Annotated in this window: 17 protein-coding genes; 7 read left to right on the top strand and 10 right to left on the bottom strand. The window is 49.9% G+C overall.

The annotated features are described in order from the left end of the window. Positions 1-35: 35 nt before the first annotated feature. From VFS25_RS08090 to pckA, 3 genes are all read right to left on the bottom strand, one after another. Entirely contained in the window at positions 36-683 is a 648-nt protein-coding gene (locus tag VFS25_RS08090) for a 7-carboxy-7-deazaguanine synthase QueE (RefSeq protein ID WP_326461623.1), read from the bottom strand. A 40-nt stretch (positions 684-723) separates the two neighbouring features. After that, positions 724-1,611, bottom strand: a complete 888-nt coding sequence (gene folD / locus VFS25_RS08095) for a bifunctional methylenetetrahydrofolate dehydrogenase/methenyltetrahydrofolate cyclohydrolase FolD (RefSeq protein WP_326461624.1) — start codon at positions 1,609-1,611, stop codon at positions 724-726. A gap of 453 nt (positions 1,612-2,064) precedes the next feature. Beyond that, a complete protein-coding gene (gene pckA / locus VFS25_RS08100) occupies positions 2,065-3,669 on the bottom strand; it encodes a phosphoenolpyruvate carboxykinase (ATP) (protein WP_326461625.1) in 1,605 nt (534 codons plus the stop codon). Between the two features lie 322 nt (positions 3,670-3,991). Between pckA and VFS25_RS08105 the strand changes: the two genes are divergently transcribed. From VFS25_RS08105 to VFS25_RS08125, 5 genes are all read left to right on the top strand, one after another. Beyond that, positions 3,992-5,284, top strand: coding sequence for an aminopeptidase P N-terminal domain-containing protein (locus VFS25_RS08105; protein ID WP_326461626.1), 1,293 nt, complete (start codon positions 3,992-3,994; stop codon positions 5,282-5,284). 198 nt (positions 5,285-5,482) lie between these two features. Beyond that, positions 5,483-6,253: a CDP-alcohol phosphatidyltransferase family protein gene (locus VFS25_RS08110; RefSeq protein ID WP_326461627.1), complete on the top strand. Its 771-nt coding sequence runs from the start codon at positions 5,483-5,485 to the stop codon at positions 6,251-6,253. A 121-nt stretch (positions 6,254-6,374) separates the two neighbouring features. Continuing rightward, positions 6,375-6,620: a phosphoribosylformylglycinamidine synthase subunit PurS gene (gene purS, locus VFS25_RS08115; RefSeq protein ID WP_326461628.1), complete on the top strand. Its 246-nt coding sequence runs from the start codon at positions 6,375-6,377 to the stop codon at positions 6,618-6,620. A 221-nt stretch (positions 6,621-6,841) separates the two neighbouring features. Beyond that, positions 6,842-7,507: a 16S rRNA (cytidine(1402)-2'-O)-methyltransferase gene (gene rsmI, locus VFS25_RS08120; protein WP_326461629.1), complete on the top strand. Its 666-nt coding sequence runs from the start codon at positions 6,842-6,844 to the stop codon at positions 7,505-7,507. A gap of 43 nt (positions 7,508-7,550) precedes the next feature. Beyond that, positions 7,551-9,416, top strand: coding sequence for a M1 family metallopeptidase (locus VFS25_RS08125; protein ID WP_326461630.1), 1,866 nt, complete (start codon positions 7,551-7,553; stop codon positions 9,414-9,416). 84 nt (positions 9,417-9,500) lie between these two features. On the opposite strand, the gene VFS25_RS08130 is transcribed toward VFS25_RS08125, so the two are convergent. From VFS25_RS08130 to VFS25_RS08150, 5 genes are read right to left on the bottom strand one after another with little or no spacing between them, the layout of a single operon-like run. Next, positions 9,501-10,502 (bottom strand): patatin-like phospholipase family protein, encoded by a 1,002-nt coding sequence (locus VFS25_RS08130; RefSeq protein WP_326461631.1) that lies wholly within the window; start codon positions 10,500-10,502, stop codon positions 9,501-9,503. Positions 10,503-10,542: 40 nt separating this feature from the next. Further along, positions 10,543-11,103, bottom strand: coding sequence for a hypothetical protein (locus tag VFS25_RS08135; protein WP_326461632.1), 561 nt, complete (start codon positions 11,101-11,103; stop codon positions 10,543-10,545). 39 nt (positions 11,104-11,142) lie between these two features. Further along, on the bottom strand, positions 11,143-11,388 hold the full coding sequence (locus tag VFS25_RS08140) for a hypothetical protein (protein ID WP_326461633.1): 246 nt from the start codon (positions 11,386-11,388) through the stop codon (positions 11,143-11,145). 28 nt (positions 11,389-11,416) lie between these two features. Then, positions 11,417-11,857 (bottom strand): hypothetical protein, encoded by a 441-nt coding sequence (locus tag VFS25_RS08145; RefSeq protein ID WP_326461634.1) that lies wholly within the window; start codon positions 11,855-11,857, stop codon positions 11,417-11,419. A gap of 23 nt (positions 11,858-11,880) precedes the next feature. Continuing rightward, positions 11,881-12,468: an RNA polymerase sigma factor gene (locus VFS25_RS08150; protein ID WP_326461635.1), complete on the bottom strand. Its 588-nt coding sequence runs from the start codon at positions 12,466-12,468 to the stop codon at positions 11,881-11,883. Positions 12,469-12,647: 179 nt separating this feature from the next. On the opposite strand from VFS25_RS08150, the gene VFS25_RS08155 reads away from it, so the two are divergent. Next, entirely contained in the window at positions 12,648-13,565 is a 918-nt protein-coding gene (locus VFS25_RS08155; protein ID WP_326461636.1) for a cation diffusion facilitator family transporter, read from the top strand. On the opposite strand, the gene rsmG is transcribed toward VFS25_RS08155, so the two are convergent. Further along, on the bottom strand, positions 13,531-14,184 hold the full coding sequence (gene rsmG, locus VFS25_RS08160) for a 16S rRNA (guanine(527)-N(7))-methyltransferase RsmG (protein ID WP_326461637.1): 654 nt from the start codon (positions 14,182-14,184) through the stop codon (positions 13,531-13,533). The genes VFS25_RS08155 and rsmG overlap by 35 nt on opposite strands. A gap of 72 nt (positions 14,185-14,256) precedes the next feature. Beyond that, complete coding sequence (locus VFS25_RS08165) at positions 14,257-15,390, bottom strand: glycosyltransferase (RefSeq protein ID WP_326461638.1); 1,134 nt, start codon at positions 15,388-15,390, stop codon at positions 14,257-14,259. A 481-nt stretch (positions 15,391-15,871) separates the two neighbouring features. On the opposite strand from VFS25_RS08165, the gene tgt reads away from it, so the two are divergent. Beyond that, on the top strand, positions 15,872-17,002 hold the full coding sequence (gene tgt / locus VFS25_RS08170) for a tRNA guanosine(34) transglycosylase Tgt (protein WP_326461639.1): 1,131 nt from the start codon (positions 15,872-15,874) through the stop codon (positions 17,000-17,002). The last annotated feature ends 32 nt before the right edge of the window (positions 17,003-17,034 follow it).

Genomic DNA, 17,034 nt, shown 5'->3' on the forward strand with positions numbered 1-17,034 from the left:
TAACGCGAATATATTACATATTATTTCCCTGTTCATCAGGGCACGTTAATGTACTTGTGTATCTGCAGGGAAAGCTCCCATTGCGGGTTGGCTTTAATGTAGTCGATGATCAGCGGGGTTATTTCAGCGGCCCTGCTCCATTCCGGCTGCAGGTACAGCTTACAGTGCCTGTTAACCTTTGCGGCATATTGCTCGGCCCAGGCAAAATCTGATTTATTAAATATCACCACTTTCAGCTCGTGGGCCTGCTGGCATACTTCCGGCAGGGGGGCTTTGAATTTTTTGGGAGAGAGCGTGATCCAGTCCCACTGTCCGCTTAATGGAGAGGAGCCGGAAGTTTCCATATGGGTGCGGAAGCCCTGTTGATGCAGGGCTTTACAAAGCGCATCCAGGTTATGCATTAAGGGCTCGCCGCCGGTAATTACAGCTATGCGCCCGGGGTGTTGTGCAGCTTCCTTTACAATATCAGCAACAGGAATAACGGGATGTTTGGCTGCATCCCAGCTATCTTTCACATCGCACCAGTGGCAGCCAACATCACAGCCGCCCAGGCGTATGAAATACGCAGCCCTGCCCTGGTGAAAGCCTTCGCCCTGCAGGGTATAAAAGCTCTCCATTACCGGCAGGGCCGTAACAGGAGTATTGTTATTTGTTGCTGCTATTGGCATCACTATATCTCTCACAAAATTCGCATTTTTATCTCTAACCAGTGATGGGTGCGGTTTAGTTCATCAGCACTTTCTGTCCCAGGGACGCATAGTAGGTATTCTTCAGCAAAGCCGCTATGGTCATGGGACCAACGCCGCCCGGTACTGGTGTGATGTAGCTGCATTTGGGCGCTACTTCATCAAACTTTACATCACCTACCAAACGGAAGCCGCTTTTCTTGGAAGCGTCGGCTATGCGGTTAATGCCTACATCTACAATCACCGCGCCTTCTTTTACCATATCGGCTGTTACAAAGTTGGGACGGCCAATGGCGGCAATGATAATATCGGCCTGTTTACAGATCTCGGTAAGGTTGGCTGTGTTGGAATGGCACAGCGTAACGGTGCTGTTGCCGGGGTAGCTGTTACGGCTCAGCAATATGCTTACCGGGGTGCCCACAATATGGCTGCGGCCTATTACCACAGCATGCTTGCCTTTGGTGGCAATGTTATAGTGTTCCAGCATCAGCATAATGCCGTAGGGCGTAGCGGGTATAAAAGTAGGCAGGCCGCTTACCATTTTACCTACGTTCATGGGATGAAAGCCATCCACATCTTTGCTGGGATCAATCGTGTTGATCACCAGCTCTTCATTAATATGTTTAGGTAAGGGCAGCTGTACCAGGATGCCGTCTATATCGGCATTTTCATTCAGTAAGGTAATATTATCCAGCAAATGCTTTTCAGAGATCTGTGCATCAAAACGCAGCAGGGTGCTGTTATACCCTATTTCTGCACAGGATTTTACTTTAGAAGCCACATATGTTTCGCTTGCCGGATTATTGCCAACCAGGATGGCTGCCAGGTGGGGTATTTTTTTTCCGGTGAGTTTAATTTCGGCCACTTTCTCGGCCAGTTGCGCTTTAATAGCTGCAGAAACAAGTTTACCGTCTAAAATTTGCATGCGCAAAGGTACTACAATTAATAATTAATAATTAAGAATGAATAATTAATAGGGAGGTGTGTGGATATGGCGCGCGGCTAATGGAAGGGGAAGGTGTGTACGGCGTGCCGCTATTAATAAATGACCGTTATTGATTATTCATTCTTAATTATTAATGGAGAGGGAGAAAGTGTGTATACGGGCGTGCGGCCATCAACAAATGGCCGTTATTATTAATTATTCATTCTTAATTATTAATTAATTGAGAGAGGCGCCGCAAGTTCCGCAAAACAAGTACTCCTGTTTTCATGTTGATAATGAATAAGAGCAGGGGAACTTGTTTTGCGTAGCTGCGCCATGGGCGCTATAAGTTGGAACTTGCCGTTAATTAATAGTGGAAATTATAAAAGCACAAGGGACCTCAATATAGGTATATTTTTTAAAAAGTTAAATTTTCTATAAAAATTTTTTCCATCACTCTGCTTTGGGTGCAGCGGCCAATATTTCCGGCGGTGTTTGCATTTCGTACTTACTGAAGTTGTGGATAAACTGCCTGGCCAGCTCCTTTGCCTGCAGGTCATACGCTGCCTTATCTTCCCAGGTATTGCGCGGGTCCAGTATATCGGATGGCACGCCGGGGCACAGCTCGGGCACTGCAAATCCGAATATGCTGTGCTCCATATAGGCCAGCTTGTCCAATGCCCCCTGCAGCACAGCCGCTATGATGGCCCGGGTGTAGGTGAGCTTAATGCGCTGCCCGGTGCCATAGGGCCCGCCGGTCCAGCCAGTGTTCACCAGCCACACGTTTACATGATGGCGGCGCATTCTTTCGCCCAGCATCTGTGCATACTGTGCCGGATGCAGGGGCAGGAAAGGCGCTCCAAAACAAGCGCTGAAGGTTGATTTAGGTTCTGTAACGCCCGCTTCTGTACCGGCTACCCGCGCCGTGTAGCCTGAGATGAACTGGTACATGGTCTGCTCGGGTGTTAAGCGGGAAATGGGCGGCAGTACGCCGTATGCATCGCAGGTAAGAAAGAAAATGTTTTTAGGGATACCGCCAATGGATGGCTCCATAGCATTAATAATATAGTGCAGCGGGTAAGATACCCGGGTATTTTCTGTAATGGTTTTGTCTGAAAAATCAACCTGCCGGGTACCGGGGTAAAACCGGGTGTTTTCCAGCATGGCGCCTTCCCGGATGGCGCTGTAGATCTGCGGCTCTTTTTCTTCGCTCAGATCTATACACTTGGCATAGCAGCCGCCTTCAAAGTTAAATATGCCGTTATCATCCCAGCCATGTTCATCATCGCCTATCAGCTTACGTTCCGGGTCTGCGCTCAGCGTGGTTTTGCCGGTACCGCTCAACCCGAAGAAAATAGCGGTATCGCCGTCTTTACCCTGGTTGGCCGAGCAGTGCATGCTTAATACGCCTTTGTAATGCGGCAGCTCATAGTTGAGGATGGTGAAAATTCCTTTCTTGATTTCGCCGGTATAGGCAGAACCCCCTATGAGGATCATCTTTTTTGAAAAGTCCACCACTGAAAAGTTATGTTGCCGGGTACCGTCCGTGGCAGGATTGGCCAGGCAGCCGGGCGCGTGCATGATTGTCCAGTCGGGGTGCTCAAAGTCCAGCGCCTCTTCCTGCGGGCGCAGGAACATGTTGTAGGCAAACAGGTTGGCCCATGGCGTTTCTGTAATTACGCGGATGTTGGTCCGGTAGTCGGTATGGGCGCAGGCATAACAATCCCGCATCCATACCTCCTTGCCGGCAAAGTATTGGGTGACCCTATTATACAAAATATCAAAGTAGGCAGGCGTAATGGGTTGGTTAAAATCATTCCAGTTAACAGTGTTGGCGGTCAGCTCATCTTTTACAATGAACTTATCTTTAGGTGCCCTGCCGGTAAACTCGCCGGTATGTACAACCAGCGCGCCACAATCAGCCAGCACGCCCTGGTCACGGCTCAATGTTTGAGTAACCAGTATTTCAGGGGCAAGCTGGTAATGTATACCGGCGGTGTTGGCAATACCCAATTCCCGCAGCTCTGCCAGGGGATTCCTTACGCTGCTTACTTGCATACAGTAAGATTGTTTTGGTGATACAGCAAATCTAGGTAATTTTTGATATTATCAAATTTAATGGCCTGTCAATAGGCTAAATTTAGAAATTGTATACAAATTGACTGGTTTTGATTGATCTTTCTCAAAGTAATTCGATTACAAAATAATCAAATTTCAAGCCTCAGGCCGATTTAAAGCAGCACACAACTGCCAAACACGCGGTTATACCGTTGCCACACTATGAATGCGTCATATATGCGCTATTCTTTTAATGCCTGGCCGGCGCCGCCCACGATTGGCATTTTTCGTGTAGCTTTGAAGCCCTAAATTGTATAGTAGTATGAAATACCTGCCGCTGGATCCGCAGCTTTTTGTAAAGAACCGTCAGCGCTTTATGGCAAAAATGCAGCCGCAGTCCATAGCCATTTTTAACTCCAATGACGAACTGCCTTCCAACGGCGACGCCCTATATACCTTTAAGCAAAACTCCGACCTGTACTGGCTAACAGGCATTGAGCAGGAAGATACCATGTTGATCCTGTACCCCGGTAATCCTGATCCTAAATATCGTGAGGTGCTGGTGCTGGTGCGGCCCAATGAGCTAAAGGAAAAATGGGACGGCCACCGCCTGCGTAAAGCGGAAGCTACCGCCATTTCCGGTATTGCCACCATTGTTTGGCTGGACACGCTGGATGCCCTGCTGCAGCAATGGATACACGAAGCTGAAAACATTTACCTCAACACTAACGAAAACAACCGCAAAGCCAGCCTGGTGCCGGTAAGGGATTACCGCTACGCCGCAGAAATGAAAAGCCGTTATCCCCTGCATAACTACCTGCGGGCGGCCAGGCTTTTTAAAGAGCTGCGCGCATCCAAAACACCGGAAGAAATAAAGGTAATACAGCAGGCCATTGACATTACCGAAAAAACCTTCCGCCGCTTGCTGCAATTTATACAGCCGGGTGTATGGGAATATGAAATTCATGCAGAGATACTGCACGAGTTCCTGCGTAACCGCGCCACCGGCGAAGCTTATAACTCTATTATCGCCAGCGGCGACCGCGCCCGTACGCTGCACTATGTGGCCAATGACCAGGAATGTAAAGCCGGCGAGCTTATACTCATGGACTTTGGCGCCGCTTACGGCGGTTATAATGCCGACCTTACCCGTACCGTGCCGGTAAGCGGTAAGTTTACCGCCCGCCAGCGCCAGGTATATGACGCCTGCCTGCATTTGCACCTATACGCAAAATCCATCCTGAAACCAGGTGTCACCATTGCCCGCTACCATGAAATGGTAGGGGAGGAAGCCGGTAAACTGTTTGTACAACTGGGCCTGCTCACAGAAAACGATATAAAGAACCAGGACCCGGAAAGCCCGGCCTACCGCAAGTACCTGTACCACGGCATATCCCACCACCTGGGTGTGGATGTGCACGACCTGGCCCCTTCTTTTCATCAACCCATACCCGGAGGCGCTGTGCTCACTGTGGAACCCGGCATTTATATAGAAGAAGAGCAGATGGGCATCCGTATAGAGAACAATGTATGGGTTACCGCCAATGGTAATGTGGATCTTATGAAAAATATACCCATTACGGCAGATGAAATAGAAGCATTAATGAAGCGTTAGCACCAGCCGGGGCAGACGTGTATTTATTGTAAAAAAAAGAAATTTGATAGATGAAATAATTTTTGCTGATTTGTAGAGTTAAAAGATTGAGAAAACTATCCATTACAAGGTTCAGCAGCCGGCCTGCCGCTGTTTATTACAACGGTTTAAGGCGCCACCATCGCTACGGACTATGAACAATGGACCATGGAATAAAAAATGAAGCAACTTTCAAACGTACTTACACTCGGCAACCTTTTCTGTGGAGCCATTGCCATTATATTCATCCTGCATGCGCCGCAATATATAGCGGAGTTTAACGGTTCCGAATATACGGTTACCAACCCGGCGCCTGTGTACTGGGCTTCTGCGCTGGTGGTGCTGGCGGGTGTGCTGGATTTTTTTGACGGCCTGGTAGCCCGCTGGCTGGGCATACAATCCCCTATGGGTAAGGAGCTGGACTCCCTGGCAGATGTGGTGAGCTTTGGCGTAGTGCCCGGCATGATCCTCTTTCGCCTGCTGCGCAGCGCTTATATGCAAATGCCGGATGTGTTTGACGTATCATATTTTAACCTGGCGCCGGCGCTGCTGGTACCCTGCTTTGCCGCTTACCGCCTGGCTAAATTTAATCTCGACACCCGGCAGACCGAGTTTTTCATTGGCGTGCCTACACCGGCAGTAGGCTTGCTGGTGGCCTCTTTCCCGCTTATAATGCTGTACAACTCCTTTAACCTGGCCCACTGGCTGCAGAACATCTGGGTGCTGTATGTTATTATTGCGGTACTGTGCTACTTAATGGTGGCCGAAATACCCATGATCAGCCTGAAATCTAAAAGCTTGCAGCTCAGGCAAAACTGGCCCCGGCTGCTGTTGCTGGTACTGCTGCTGGCCGGCATTCCCCTGCTGAAATATGCAGTAGTGCCGTTCCTGTTCATATGCTACGTAGCCCTGTCTATGGTAGCGCCTCCCAACCGCTTAATTAATGAATAATTAATAATGAATAATTAATAAGAAGTGACCTTTCAACAGCGATGCCACGCCGCCCCCTTATTATTAATTATTCATTATTAACTATTAATTATTTAGGTTTGCACTCAAAATTTTTAGCACAATGACGTTTACTGCACACATTAATGTGATGCCGCTGAAAGAATTGCTGGACCCCCAGGGTAAAGCCGTAATGGGCGGTTTAAAGAACCTGGGCATTAGCCAGGTAGCCGATGTAAGAATTGGCAAGCATATTACCCTGCAAATAGAAGCCGCTTCCAAAGAAGAAGCCCGGCAGCTGGCGGAAAACGCCTGCCAGAAGCTGCTGGCCAACCAGGTAATGGAATTTTATGAAATAAACATCCAGTAACAATAATTACGAATTACGAATTATCAATTACGAATTACGAATGCAACCTTTTGCTCTTATGAATTAAATAATTCTTCATTCGTAATTAACAATTCGTAATGATGTTGTTGCATAGTTTAGTTCTTTAGCATAAGCTATTGGCTCCATTAAAGTTTCATAGAAAACATACGTTCCTGCAACGACCCCCAATTCGTAATTTGTAATTCGTAATTCGTAATTGAATGAAGCTCTACATCGTTCCTTCTCCCATAGGTAACCTGGCCGATATTACCTATCGCGCCGTTAAGGTGCTGGAAGAAGTAGCGCTGATACTGGCAGAAGATACCCGTACCTCCGGCGTGCTCCTCAGGCACTATAACATACAAAAGCCAATAACCCCCTATCATCAGCATAACGAGCATAAAGTATTACAGCACCTGCTGCAGCAGCTGCAGGCCGGCAAAACCATGGCCCTGCTTACAGATGCAGGAACGCCCGGCGTATCTGATCCCGGGTTTTTACTGGTGCGGGAGTGCATACGCACCGGCATACCCGTTGAATGCCTGCCCGGCGCCACCGCCTTTGTACCCGCGCTGGTGAGCAGCGGCATACCTATGAACCGCTTTACCTTTGAGGGCTTTCTGCCGCCCAAAAAAGGGCGCCATACCTTACTCACTCAGCTGGCGCAGGATGAACGAACCATTGTTTTTTATGAGTCCCCGCAGCGGTTAGTAAAAACGCTGGAAGAGCTGATACCGTATTTTGGCGCCACCCGCTATTGCTGCGTATGCCGGGAGCTTACTAAAATGTTTGAAGAGCACACCCGCGGCACACTGCAGGAAGTAGCGGATTACTATAAGGAAAAAGGTGTTAAAGGGGAGATAGTAGTGATAGTAGGGGGCGCATAAATACTAAATAGGACTAATTTAGCAGTTTTAAATTTTACCAGTAATGAAGCAAACTTTCGCAGGAGCAACCCTGCTGTTGTTACTATTGGCAGGGACCGGGCTGCATGCGCAGTCCGACCGCTGGCAGCAGCGCGTAAAGTACACCATGGATGTGAAGATGAATGTGCAAACCCACCGTTTCACCGGAAAGCAAACGCTGGAATACACCAATAACTCGCCCGACACGTTGCATAAGGTGTTTTACCACCTGTACTGGAACGCATTTCAGCCCAACAGCATGATGGATGTGCGCAGCCGCGAGCTGGGTAAAGTTATACTGCCCAACGGCAGGCAGGACTGGGATGCACGGGTGCGTGACCGTATTGAGCACCTGCAGCCAAATGAAATAGGCTACCAGAAGGTAACCAACCTGAAACGCGATGGCCGCGTGCAGCAAAGCAAACAGGTGGGCACCATCCTGGAAGTAATGCTGGACAAGCCCATTATGCCGCACAGCAAAACCGTGTTTACCCTGGATTTTGAAGCCCAGGTGCCCGTACAGATACGCCGCAGCGGCCGCGATAATGCAGAAGGGGTTGATTACTCCATGGCGCAGTGGTACCCTAAAATGTGCGAATATGATTACGAAGGCTGGCATCCCACCTTTTATGTAGCCCGTGAATTTTACGGCGTGTGGGGCGATTACGATGTAAAGATCACCATCGACAAAAAATATGTGCTGGGCGGCACCGGCTACCTGCAAAACCCCAATGAAATAGGTTATGGGTATGAAACGCCCGGCGCTGCTGTAAAACGGCCGGCCGGCAACACGCTGACCTGGCATTTTATAGCGCCTAATGTGCATGATTTTATGTGGGCGGCTGATCCGGATTATAAGCACATTACCGAGCAGGTAGATGGCTTTACCGCGCATTTCCTGTATATCGAAAACGATGTTACGCGCGAGAACTGGCCTAAGTTTGCAGCCATGGTGCCTAAAGCGTACGCCTATATTAAAACGCATTACGGCCCTTACCCTTACAAGCAATATTCGTTTATACAAGGGGGTGATGGCGGTATGGAATATCCCATGGGCACGCTAATACTGGGCAACGGCAAAATGCCGGGCCTCTATGGGCTGGCCATGCATGAGTGGATGCACACCTGGTACCAGATGATGCTGGGCACCAATGAAAGCCTGTACCCCTGGATGGACGAAGGTTTTACCACCTTTGCGGAAGACAACATCTATTATCATACGATGGACTCAACCAAAGGGCCTAACCCGCATACAGACTCTTACAGGGGATATTTCAGCCTGGTAAGAAGCGGCCTGGAAGAGCCGATGAGCACACATGCCGACTTTTACAGCACCAATGCAGGGTACAGCCTTAGCGCATATGCAAAAGGCGCCGTGTTTATGGAGCAGCTGGGCTACATCATAGGCGCGCAAAACCGCGATAAAGGTTTGCTGCGCTATTACCAGGAGTGGCGCTTTAAGCATCCCAATGCGAATGATTTTATACGTGTAATGGAAAAGGTGAGCGGCCTGCAGCTGGACTGGTACCGCATGCTGTTTGTGTACACTACCAAGCATATTGATTATGGTATTGACAGTGTATATGAAAGCAACGGGAAAGCCGTGGTACGCCTGCACCGCATAGGAGAAATGCCTATGCCGGTGGATCTGGTGGTAACCACTGCCGATGGTAAAAAGCAATTACACTACATACCGCTTTCGCTGATGTTTGGAGAAAAACCGCAGGAAGACGCTACTCCGCGTATAACGCATGAATGGTGGGACTGGACGCATCCTACCTATGAAGTAACGCTGGATATGCCCATGAAAAATATCAGCCTGCTGGAAATTGATCCTACAGAACGCATGGCGGATATTGACAGGAGCAACAATATTGCTAAAGTACAGTAAAGCAATTATCAACCCGTATTCCCGGTACAGGCAAGCACCGCCCGTACCGGGATATTTATTTTTATACATGCCATTACTCCCGGGTTAGCTGAACAGCCTTTCTGCTATGGCCATGCCTTTTGCCAGCATGCCTTTCATTTCGGCAGGGTCAAATACCAGCCCGCCCGGTCCTCCGCCCAGGGCCGCATCCGGCCGTATAATGTGAATGGTAAGTTCCTGTTTGCCCAGGAAGGGATTGGCGCCCGGTACATCAAAATATTTGTCAACATCGGACTGTTTTACGCCGCTGTCCAGCATTTTTTGTTTTACAGCATCTATGTATTGCAGCGCGCGGTTATACAGCTGCGGTATTTGTACGTCGTTTACCGCTACATCATTGGTAAACCAGCCAATGGTTTCCTGCAGTATATCAAAGGTGCCGGCAAAGCGCTGGTTGCTGGTTTCAGGCGCTTCGGGCGTTAGCAGCACAGCAAAAATTTCAGTAGCCCCGTTATCAATGGCCAGCTGTATGGGCGCATATTCCCGCAGGCCGCCGTCTACAAACTGCCGCGGTTTTTCTGTAACAGCGCCTATTTCTATAGGGGGCATAAATACCGGCTGGCAGGAAGATGCCAGTACTGCCTCACGCAGGGTTTGCCCGTCCTTCATTTTTATTACATCATAAGCAGTGTTCAGCATGGGCATGCCCGTGTTGCTGAAATAGGTAATGCGCCCGGTTTGCAGGCATACCGTGGTAAGGAATACCTCTTTTTTGGAAGCAGCCAGCTGCTTAAAGCGTTCATCCGTATAGTAGGTGGTGATTTGCCGGGCCAGCGGGGAGGCGTCATACAGGGAGTTGGCGCGTGCAAAACGGTTCAGGATGTTGCCGGTAATCACCACATCGGCGGTAGTTTGCGTGGTGTAAATTGTTTCCAGCAGGTCAATTTCGCCCAGTGCCGCCAGCGGGGCAATCAGTGAGCCGGTGCTGGTGCCGCAAAGGGTGTCAAACTGTATGTCGGGCCGGTTCTCTGCCAGGTATTTGATTACGCCTACGGCAAATGCGCCTTTGGAGCCACCGCCGCTTATTACTAAAGCTGTTTTTGCCATAACAGATCATTTAGGTGAAGCTGCCTGTTGGGGCAGCACATCAGTGCACCCCCTCAAACGGGTTTTCTGAAGGTTTTTGCATGAACAGGTTTATACCAATGGCAGCCTGCAGCCACCAGCTGTTTAAATGGTAATCCCGCAATGCCTTCAGGGAAAAAGTGGCCATTTGCCCTACTTCCGCGGTAAGCCCGCCGCCGGCCAAACGCTGCTCGCTGGTGCCCCACAGGTGTTCTGCTGTTAACTGTATGTTCAGCACAGTGCTGAGCAATACTTTGGGCTTGTCGGTAAGCATCAGCGCCAGGTGCGGGCCGGCCAGGCCATATATGCGTTTGTTGGTGTAAGCCCCTGCCACGGCAGGTCCTATACGCAGCCTGCTTTTAATAAGGGTGTACTGCGGGGTAAAGGTAAGGCTGCCCAGGTACAGGTCCGGCGCATGGTTAAAGGTGGTAACGGCGCCTTGTCCCAGTTCCAGTGGAAATACCCATCCTTTGGGAAATTCCTGGGCAGCAGTATAATGGGAAAATAGCAGGCCTGCTGAAAATATGCAGGTGGCCAATGCATATGTATGGCATGGTGGCAATAGTTTTTGGGGAACTTTCATGGAGAGAAGTTAACAAAAAAATCCGGGTTAATGGCCTACTTATTCCAGTATTTCGCACAGGAAGCCCTGCTGCCGTACAAAAGCCATCATGGTGTATTCGTCTACCTTCATATCCGTAATGCGCAGCACTTTGTCGCAATCTTCAATATCCACGTAGCAGGTGGCTACGTCAAAATGGGCATGTATGGCCCGGATCATTTGTTGTCTTTCTTCAGGTGTTGCTATATTGGTTTTGAAAATACCTGTCATAGCATCCGTTTTATAATTAGCAATGGCGTGTAGCATAGGATTTATTTTTATGATAAGTTATGGATTATGCTTCCGGCGGCGGGGGTGGAGGCGGCGGTGTGCTGCCCGGTTCCTGTTCGCTACGCTCATTCCGGTTCGGGTCATTCCAGCTGCGCTCGTCCCAGTTCCGCTCGTTCCAGAACCGGCCGCCACCCTTAAACCGGCCGTAACAGGCCCGCAGGCGTTCTCTTTCCTCCGGCGTCATATTTTCCATGCGCTGCCGCATTTTCTCCCGCCAGTGGTTTCGCCAGGGGGCGCCGCCCTTGCTGGGGCCATGCCATCCAAACAGTAATTTACCCAGTAATAATAAGCCCAGTGCCTGCCAGAAGGTGATCACCGGCCCGTGAAAAAGATCAGGTATCAAACAATTCCACAAGGTCATGGTTACCAGGCCTAATACCGTAACGAATAACAGGCCTAATACAATGAATTTCAAAACACCCAATCCTGGTTTACGTCTTCTCATGATATCAAATTAGTTTGTGTGATTTAATTGTTTAACAGCTCCTGGTACAGCTCTGCCAGCCGCTCGCGCAGGTATAGTACGGCGTAGCGTTTGCGCGACAGCAGTGTGTTAATGGACAGCCCTGTTTCGGCAGCCATTTCCTTGAATGATTTTCCTTCTATCTCATGCTGCAGGAATACAGCGCGCTGTTCGGCCGGTAGCTCATCTATGGCTTCCATAATGGTTTCTGCCAGCATTTTGCGGAGCATAGGCGTGTCTGTTTTTGAAGAGGGATCCGGCAGTATTTCAGACAGGAACAAAGCTTCTTCCCCCTCATATTCCAGCGCATTATCGGAAAAAGTGGTTTCCCTTTTTTTGCGGAACCAGTCGGTGATCTTGTTCCGTGTTACGGCAAACAGCCAGCCGGTAATGGAATCTATCTGGCTGCCTAACCGCAGGTATTCCGTGAACTGGTAAAACACATCCTGTAAAATATCCTCCGCATCCGCCACATTATTTACCCGCTGCCGGATAAAGTTCAGCAAACGCTTACGCTCCCTCTGAACGGTTTGTTGAATGCGTTCATTTTGTTCTATGGCCATAGATGTTTTTGTAAGGAGCAGCTCTTTCATCTTAATTAGGATGACGGAGCAGCTAACAGGAATATTTTAGCTAACGGAAAAAATTTTCTGCTTTAATAACGGCCGGCTGCGCTGGAAGTGGACCGTTGTACCTCAGAAATGCACAAGTGTTTCATTTTCATATGCTGCTGCAGCCAGGCCCCATGCGTAAACTTCCTTAAATTTACGTTATGTCACATGATCATGCACACGCCCATGTACATACGCATGCGCTACCCGCTGCCGGCGGGCAGCTGAACCGTGCATTTATCTGGGGCATTGCCCTGAACCTGGGGTTCGTGGTGGTGGAGTTTGTGGCTGGCTTTGTTACCGGCTCCCTGGCCCTGGTGTCCGATGCCGGCCATAACCTGAGCGATGTGGCCAGCCTGGCGCTTTCCCTGGTGGCGTTCCGCCTGGCAAAGGCGAGATCCAGCCAGCAGTACACCTATGGCTACCGCAAAAGCACCATACTGGTATCGCTGTTCAATGCGCTTATTCTGCTGGTGGCCGTAGGGGCCATCGGGTGGGAGGCCATTCGCCGGTTTTCCCGGCCGGAGGCCGTACCCGGCGGTATGGTGGCCATAATAGCCGGCATTGGCATTGTGGTAAATGCTACTTCGGCCCTGCTGTTTATGCGTCATAAGGAAAGTGACCTGAATGTAAAAGGGGCTTACCTGCATTTGCTGGCAGATACCATGGTGTCACTGGGTACAGTGGTGGCTGGCATTATTATTATATATACCGGCTGGTACTGGGTTGATCCTGTTGTAAGCCTTATTATAATGTTGGTAATTGTATACAGCACCTGGGGCCTGCTGCGCAGCAGCCTGCGGCTTTCTATGGACGGGGTGCCGCCCGGCATTGAGCTGGAGGCGGTAAAGGCAGCCGCCCTGAAAATACCCGGTATAAAGGACATTTATCATGTACATATATGGGCTATGAGCACCACGGAAAATGCGCTTACCGCGCAGCTGGTGGTGTCCGATAACCTGGACGGGGAGCAGGTGGCCGGTCTGAAAAACAGCCTGCGCCACGAGCTGGAGCACCTGGGCATACAGCATGTAACGCTGGAAACTAACGCGTTACCAATACCACGTACTTCTCCTTAAAATAATCCAGCGGAAACAGCTCGTAAATATCCAGCAGGGTAGGGTGGCAGCCGCTTTCAGATATTTCCTGCGCAAGATCGCCGCCTTTCAGGCATATGAGCCCGCTGGCAGCTTCCTCTTCCCCGGTGCTTTCTGCTTTCTGCTTTTTGCTTTCCGCTTTCTTCAGCAGGGGCTTGCTCCAGCGCCACAAATCGCCCAGGGGGGCCACGGCGCGCGATACTACTACATCAAACCTGCGGTTTTTTATTTCTTCTGCCCGGGTATGGGCGGTAGTTACATTTTTCAGCTCCAGCGCGTCTTTTACCGCTTCCACCACCTTTATTTTTTTGCCGATGGAGTCAACCAGGTGAAACTGCACTTCCGGGAAAAAAATGGCGAGCGGAATGCCGGGAAAACCACCGCCGGTGCCCAGGTCCAGCACCTGCGTGCCGGCTGGCAGGTCCACAGCGGCAGCAATGCTCAGGGAATGCAGCACATGTTTTTCGTACAGGCTGTCAATATCTTTACGGGATATTACGTTGATCTTTTCATTCCACTCCCGGTATACGGCGTCCAGCGCAGTCAGTTGCTGCAGCTGCAAAGGGGTGAAATCAGAAAAATATTGCAGGATAATGTTCATGACTACATGCGGTTAGCTATCAGCATCCTGGCTTTAGCCAGCAGCTAAAGGCCCATAGCTAACAGCCAGTCATTACCATTTGTTCTTTGATTTGAATACTAATGAGGGTGCGAAGATAATGTAATACAGGCACATAAAGATGTCCATGAACCACGACAGTTTGAACAGGTCGCCTTCGTCCAGCCGGCGCAGCGCAAAAAAGAAGATGATGGACTGTATCAGCAGCTTAACGCCAAAAACGGCCAGCACATAGTACATCAGCGGCAGGTAAAAAAGGCTTACTATAAAGGCCGGGTAAAACAGGAAATGCGTAAGGGAAAATATGCCCAGCAGCAGCTTATGGCCAAAGCGGTAGTGCCTGCCGGTAGACATATGCCTGGTTTTTTGCCTGAACCAGCGGCTCCAGTTGGTTTTGGGCTCGGAATAGGTAAATGCCTGTTTGTCAATAACCACGGCAACATTATGGCTGTTGGCCGCGCTGTTCACAAACAGGTCATCGTCGCCGCTGGCCAGGTGCTGGTGGTTTACAAAACCCTTGTTGCGGAAGAAAAGCTCTTTTTTATATGCCAGGTTGCGGCCTACGCCCATATAGGGTATGCCGGCCATGGCAAAGGAAAGGTATTGCAGGGCGCTGAAAAAGGTTTCGTACCGGATTACCTTGTTGAGAAAGCCGGGTTTTTTTACATACGGGCCATACCCCAGCACAATCTCCTTCCCGTCGCGGAAACCCTGGCTCATAATATGCAGCCAGTTTACGCTGGAAGGGCGGCAGTCTGCGTCCGTAAGCAGCACATGCTCATATTGGGCCCCTTTCAGGCCGATAGATAAAGGATATTTTTTGCCGGGAATGAATTTGGCCGCCTGCTTCAGCTCTATATGCCGGTAATGGGCATAACCCGGCTCTATGGAGCGCAGGTAGTACTTGGTATCGTCTTCTGAATTATCGTTCACTACTATTACTTCGTACTCCGGGTTGTGATGAATGTCGTAACGTTGCTGCAGTACTGTGGGCAGGTTTTTCTGGAGGTTCAGCTCCTCATTCTTGGCGCAGATGATTACCGAAAAACGGTTGGCGGGCGCTTCATCCAAATCAAACCTGCGCTTGTAAAAGGCTACCCGGGAAAAGAAGATCAGGTAATACAGCACCTGTACACCGGCTACGGTAGCAAAAATGTAAAAAGCAATTAAACCCAGATGTTCCGACATATTGGGGACAAATATATATGTTTTTGCTTATCTGTAACCTTATGGGGATAAAAAAGGTAAAATATGAAAGGGGAGCCGTCAACTATCATATTTTTGTTCTAGGCCGGGTTCGTTTTTTACTGCTTTTTTTCTTCCGGCAGGCGTGTTTTACGCTATAATTTTTCCCCATTTACTGCTCCCGGTGCCCCTTTACCTGTTCATCTTATCTCCCCGCAATTTCATTTGCCCGGTTACCAGGTACCAACCTTTAATTCCGCCTGCTATCTGCCACCGGTAATCGCCATCTGCATATGCTCTTACCTGCCCATCCGCCATGCACTAATCTCCCTTAGCCTCCGTTGCATCCACCCATCCGCTAATCTCCTTCTTCAATCCATCTGCCATCTTCCATCCACCTAATCATCCAACCTCCCCGTCAATCCCATCTGCACATCCGCACATCTGCATATCCGCACATTAATTATACCTTTGCCCTGTTTTTATGGATTTTAACCTTCTTACAACAGACAGCAACAGCAGGGCCCGCGCCGGTGTGCTCACCACGGCCCATGGCAGTATTGAAACGCCCATTTTTATGCCCGTAGGCACGGTGGGCAGCGTAAAAGCCGTTACACAGGAACAGCTGCGTGCCGATGTGCAGGCACAGATTATCCTGGGCAATACTTATCACCTGTACCTGCGCCCGGGCCTGGAGGTACTGTCTGCCGCCGGTGGGCTGCATAAGTTCAATAGCTGGGAGCGTCCCATACTTACAGACAGCGGTGGTTACCAGGTTTTTTCACTGGCAGCCAACCGCAAAATAAAAGAGGAAGGGGTGGTGTTCCAGTCCCATATAGATGGCAGCCGCCACCTGTTTACCCCCGAGAATGTAATGGATATACAGCGCACCATTGGCGCGGATATTATCATGGCTTTTGATGAATGCCCGCCTTACCCGTCAGAGTTCCATTATGCCCGCAAATCAATGGAGCTTACGCACCGCTGGCTCGACCGCTGTATCAAACGCCTGGCAGAAACACAGCCGGCCTACGGGCATGAACAAACGCTGTTTCCCATTGTGCAGGGCAGCACCTATAAGGAGCTGCGCACCATTTCCGCCACGGAAATAGCCGCGCGCGAATGTGCCGGCAATGCCATAGGAGGCCTGAGCGTAGGAGAGCCCGAAGCGCAGATGTATGAAATGTGCGGCCTGGTATGTGAAATACTGCCGGTGCACAAGCCCCGCTACCTGATGGGCGTAGGCACCCCCTGGAACCTGCTGGAAAATATTGCGCTGGGCGTAGATATGTTTGACTGTGTAATGCCCACCCGCAACGGCCGTAACGGCATGCTGTTCACCTGGCAGGGCGTTATCAATATCAAGAATAAAAAATGGGCAACGGACTTTTCGCCGGTTGATGAGCAAACGGATTGTTTTGCCAGCAGGCATTATACCAAAGCATACCTGCGCCACCTGTTTGCCGCCGGTGAAATACTGGGTATGCAGCTGGCCAGCATCCATAACCTGAGCTTTTACCTGCAGCTGGTAAAAGCCGCGCGCACACATATACTGGATGGTACGTACGCTGCCTGGAAAGCCGCTATGGTGCCGCAACTGCAAACCAGGCTTTAAAATATTCCCGCAGCCGCATGTACGATTTTTGA

The sequence above is a fragment of the Chitinophaga sp. genome, from assembly GCF_035761305.1.
Taxonomy (GTDB): domain Bacteria; phylum Bacteroidota; class Bacteroidia; order Chitinophagales; family Chitinophagaceae; genus Chitinophaga.

Coding starts and splice junctions, on each gene's coding strand:
- folD (WP_326461624.1), bottom strand. CDS start 1,611: ATGCAAATTTTAGACGGTAAACTTGTTTCTGCAGCTATTAAAGCGCAA.
- pckA (WP_326461625.1), bottom strand. CDS start 3,669: ATGCAAGTAAGCAGCGTAAGGAATCCCCTGGCAGAGCTGCGGGAATTG.
- VFS25_RS08105 (WP_326461626.1), top strand. CDS start 3,992: ATGAAATACCTGCCGCTGGATCCGCAGCTTTTTGTAAAGAACCGTCAG.
- VFS25_RS08110 (WP_326461627.1), top strand. CDS start 5,483: ATGAAGCAACTTTCAAACGTACTTACACTCGGCAACCTTTTCTGTGGA.
- purS (WP_326461628.1), top strand. CDS start 6,375: ATGACGTTTACTGCACACATTAATGTGATGCCGCTGAAAGAATTGCTG.
- rsmI (WP_326461629.1), top strand. CDS start 6,842: ATGAAGCTCTACATCGTTCCTTCTCCCATAGGTAACCTGGCCGATATT.
- VFS25_RS08125 (WP_326461630.1), top strand. CDS start 7,551: ATGAAGCAAACTTTCGCAGGAGCAACCCTGCTGTTGTTACTATTGGCA.
- VFS25_RS08130 (WP_326461631.1), bottom strand. CDS start 10,502: ATGGCAAAAACAGCTTTAGTAATAAGCGGCGGTGGCTCCAAAGGCGCA.
- VFS25_RS08135 (WP_326461632.1), bottom strand. CDS start 11,103: ATGAAAGTTCCCCAAAAACTATTGCCACCATGCCATACATATGCATTG.
- VFS25_RS08140 (WP_326461633.1), bottom strand. CDS start 11,388: ATGCTACACGCCATTGCTAATTATAAAACGGATGCTATGACAGGTATT.
- VFS25_RS08145 (WP_326461634.1), bottom strand. CDS start 11,857: ATGAGAAGACGTAAACCAGGATTGGGTGTTTTGAAATTCATTGTATTA.
- VFS25_RS08150 (WP_326461635.1), bottom strand. CDS start 12,468: ATGAAAGAGCTGCTCCTTACAAAAACATCTATGGCCATAGAACAAAAT.
- VFS25_RS08155 (WP_326461636.1), top strand. CDS start 12,648: ATGTCACATGATCATGCACACGCCCATGTACATACGCATGCGCTACCC.
- rsmG (WP_326461637.1), bottom strand. CDS start 14,184: ATGAACATTATCCTGCAATATTTTTCTGATTTCACCCCTTTGCAGCTG.
- VFS25_RS08165 (WP_326461638.1), bottom strand. CDS start 15,390: ATGTCGGAACATCTGGGTTTAATTGCTTTTTACATTTTTGCTACCGTA.
- tgt (WP_326461639.1), top strand. CDS start 15,872: ATGGATTTTAACCTTCTTACAACAGACAGCAACAGCAGGGCCCGCGCC.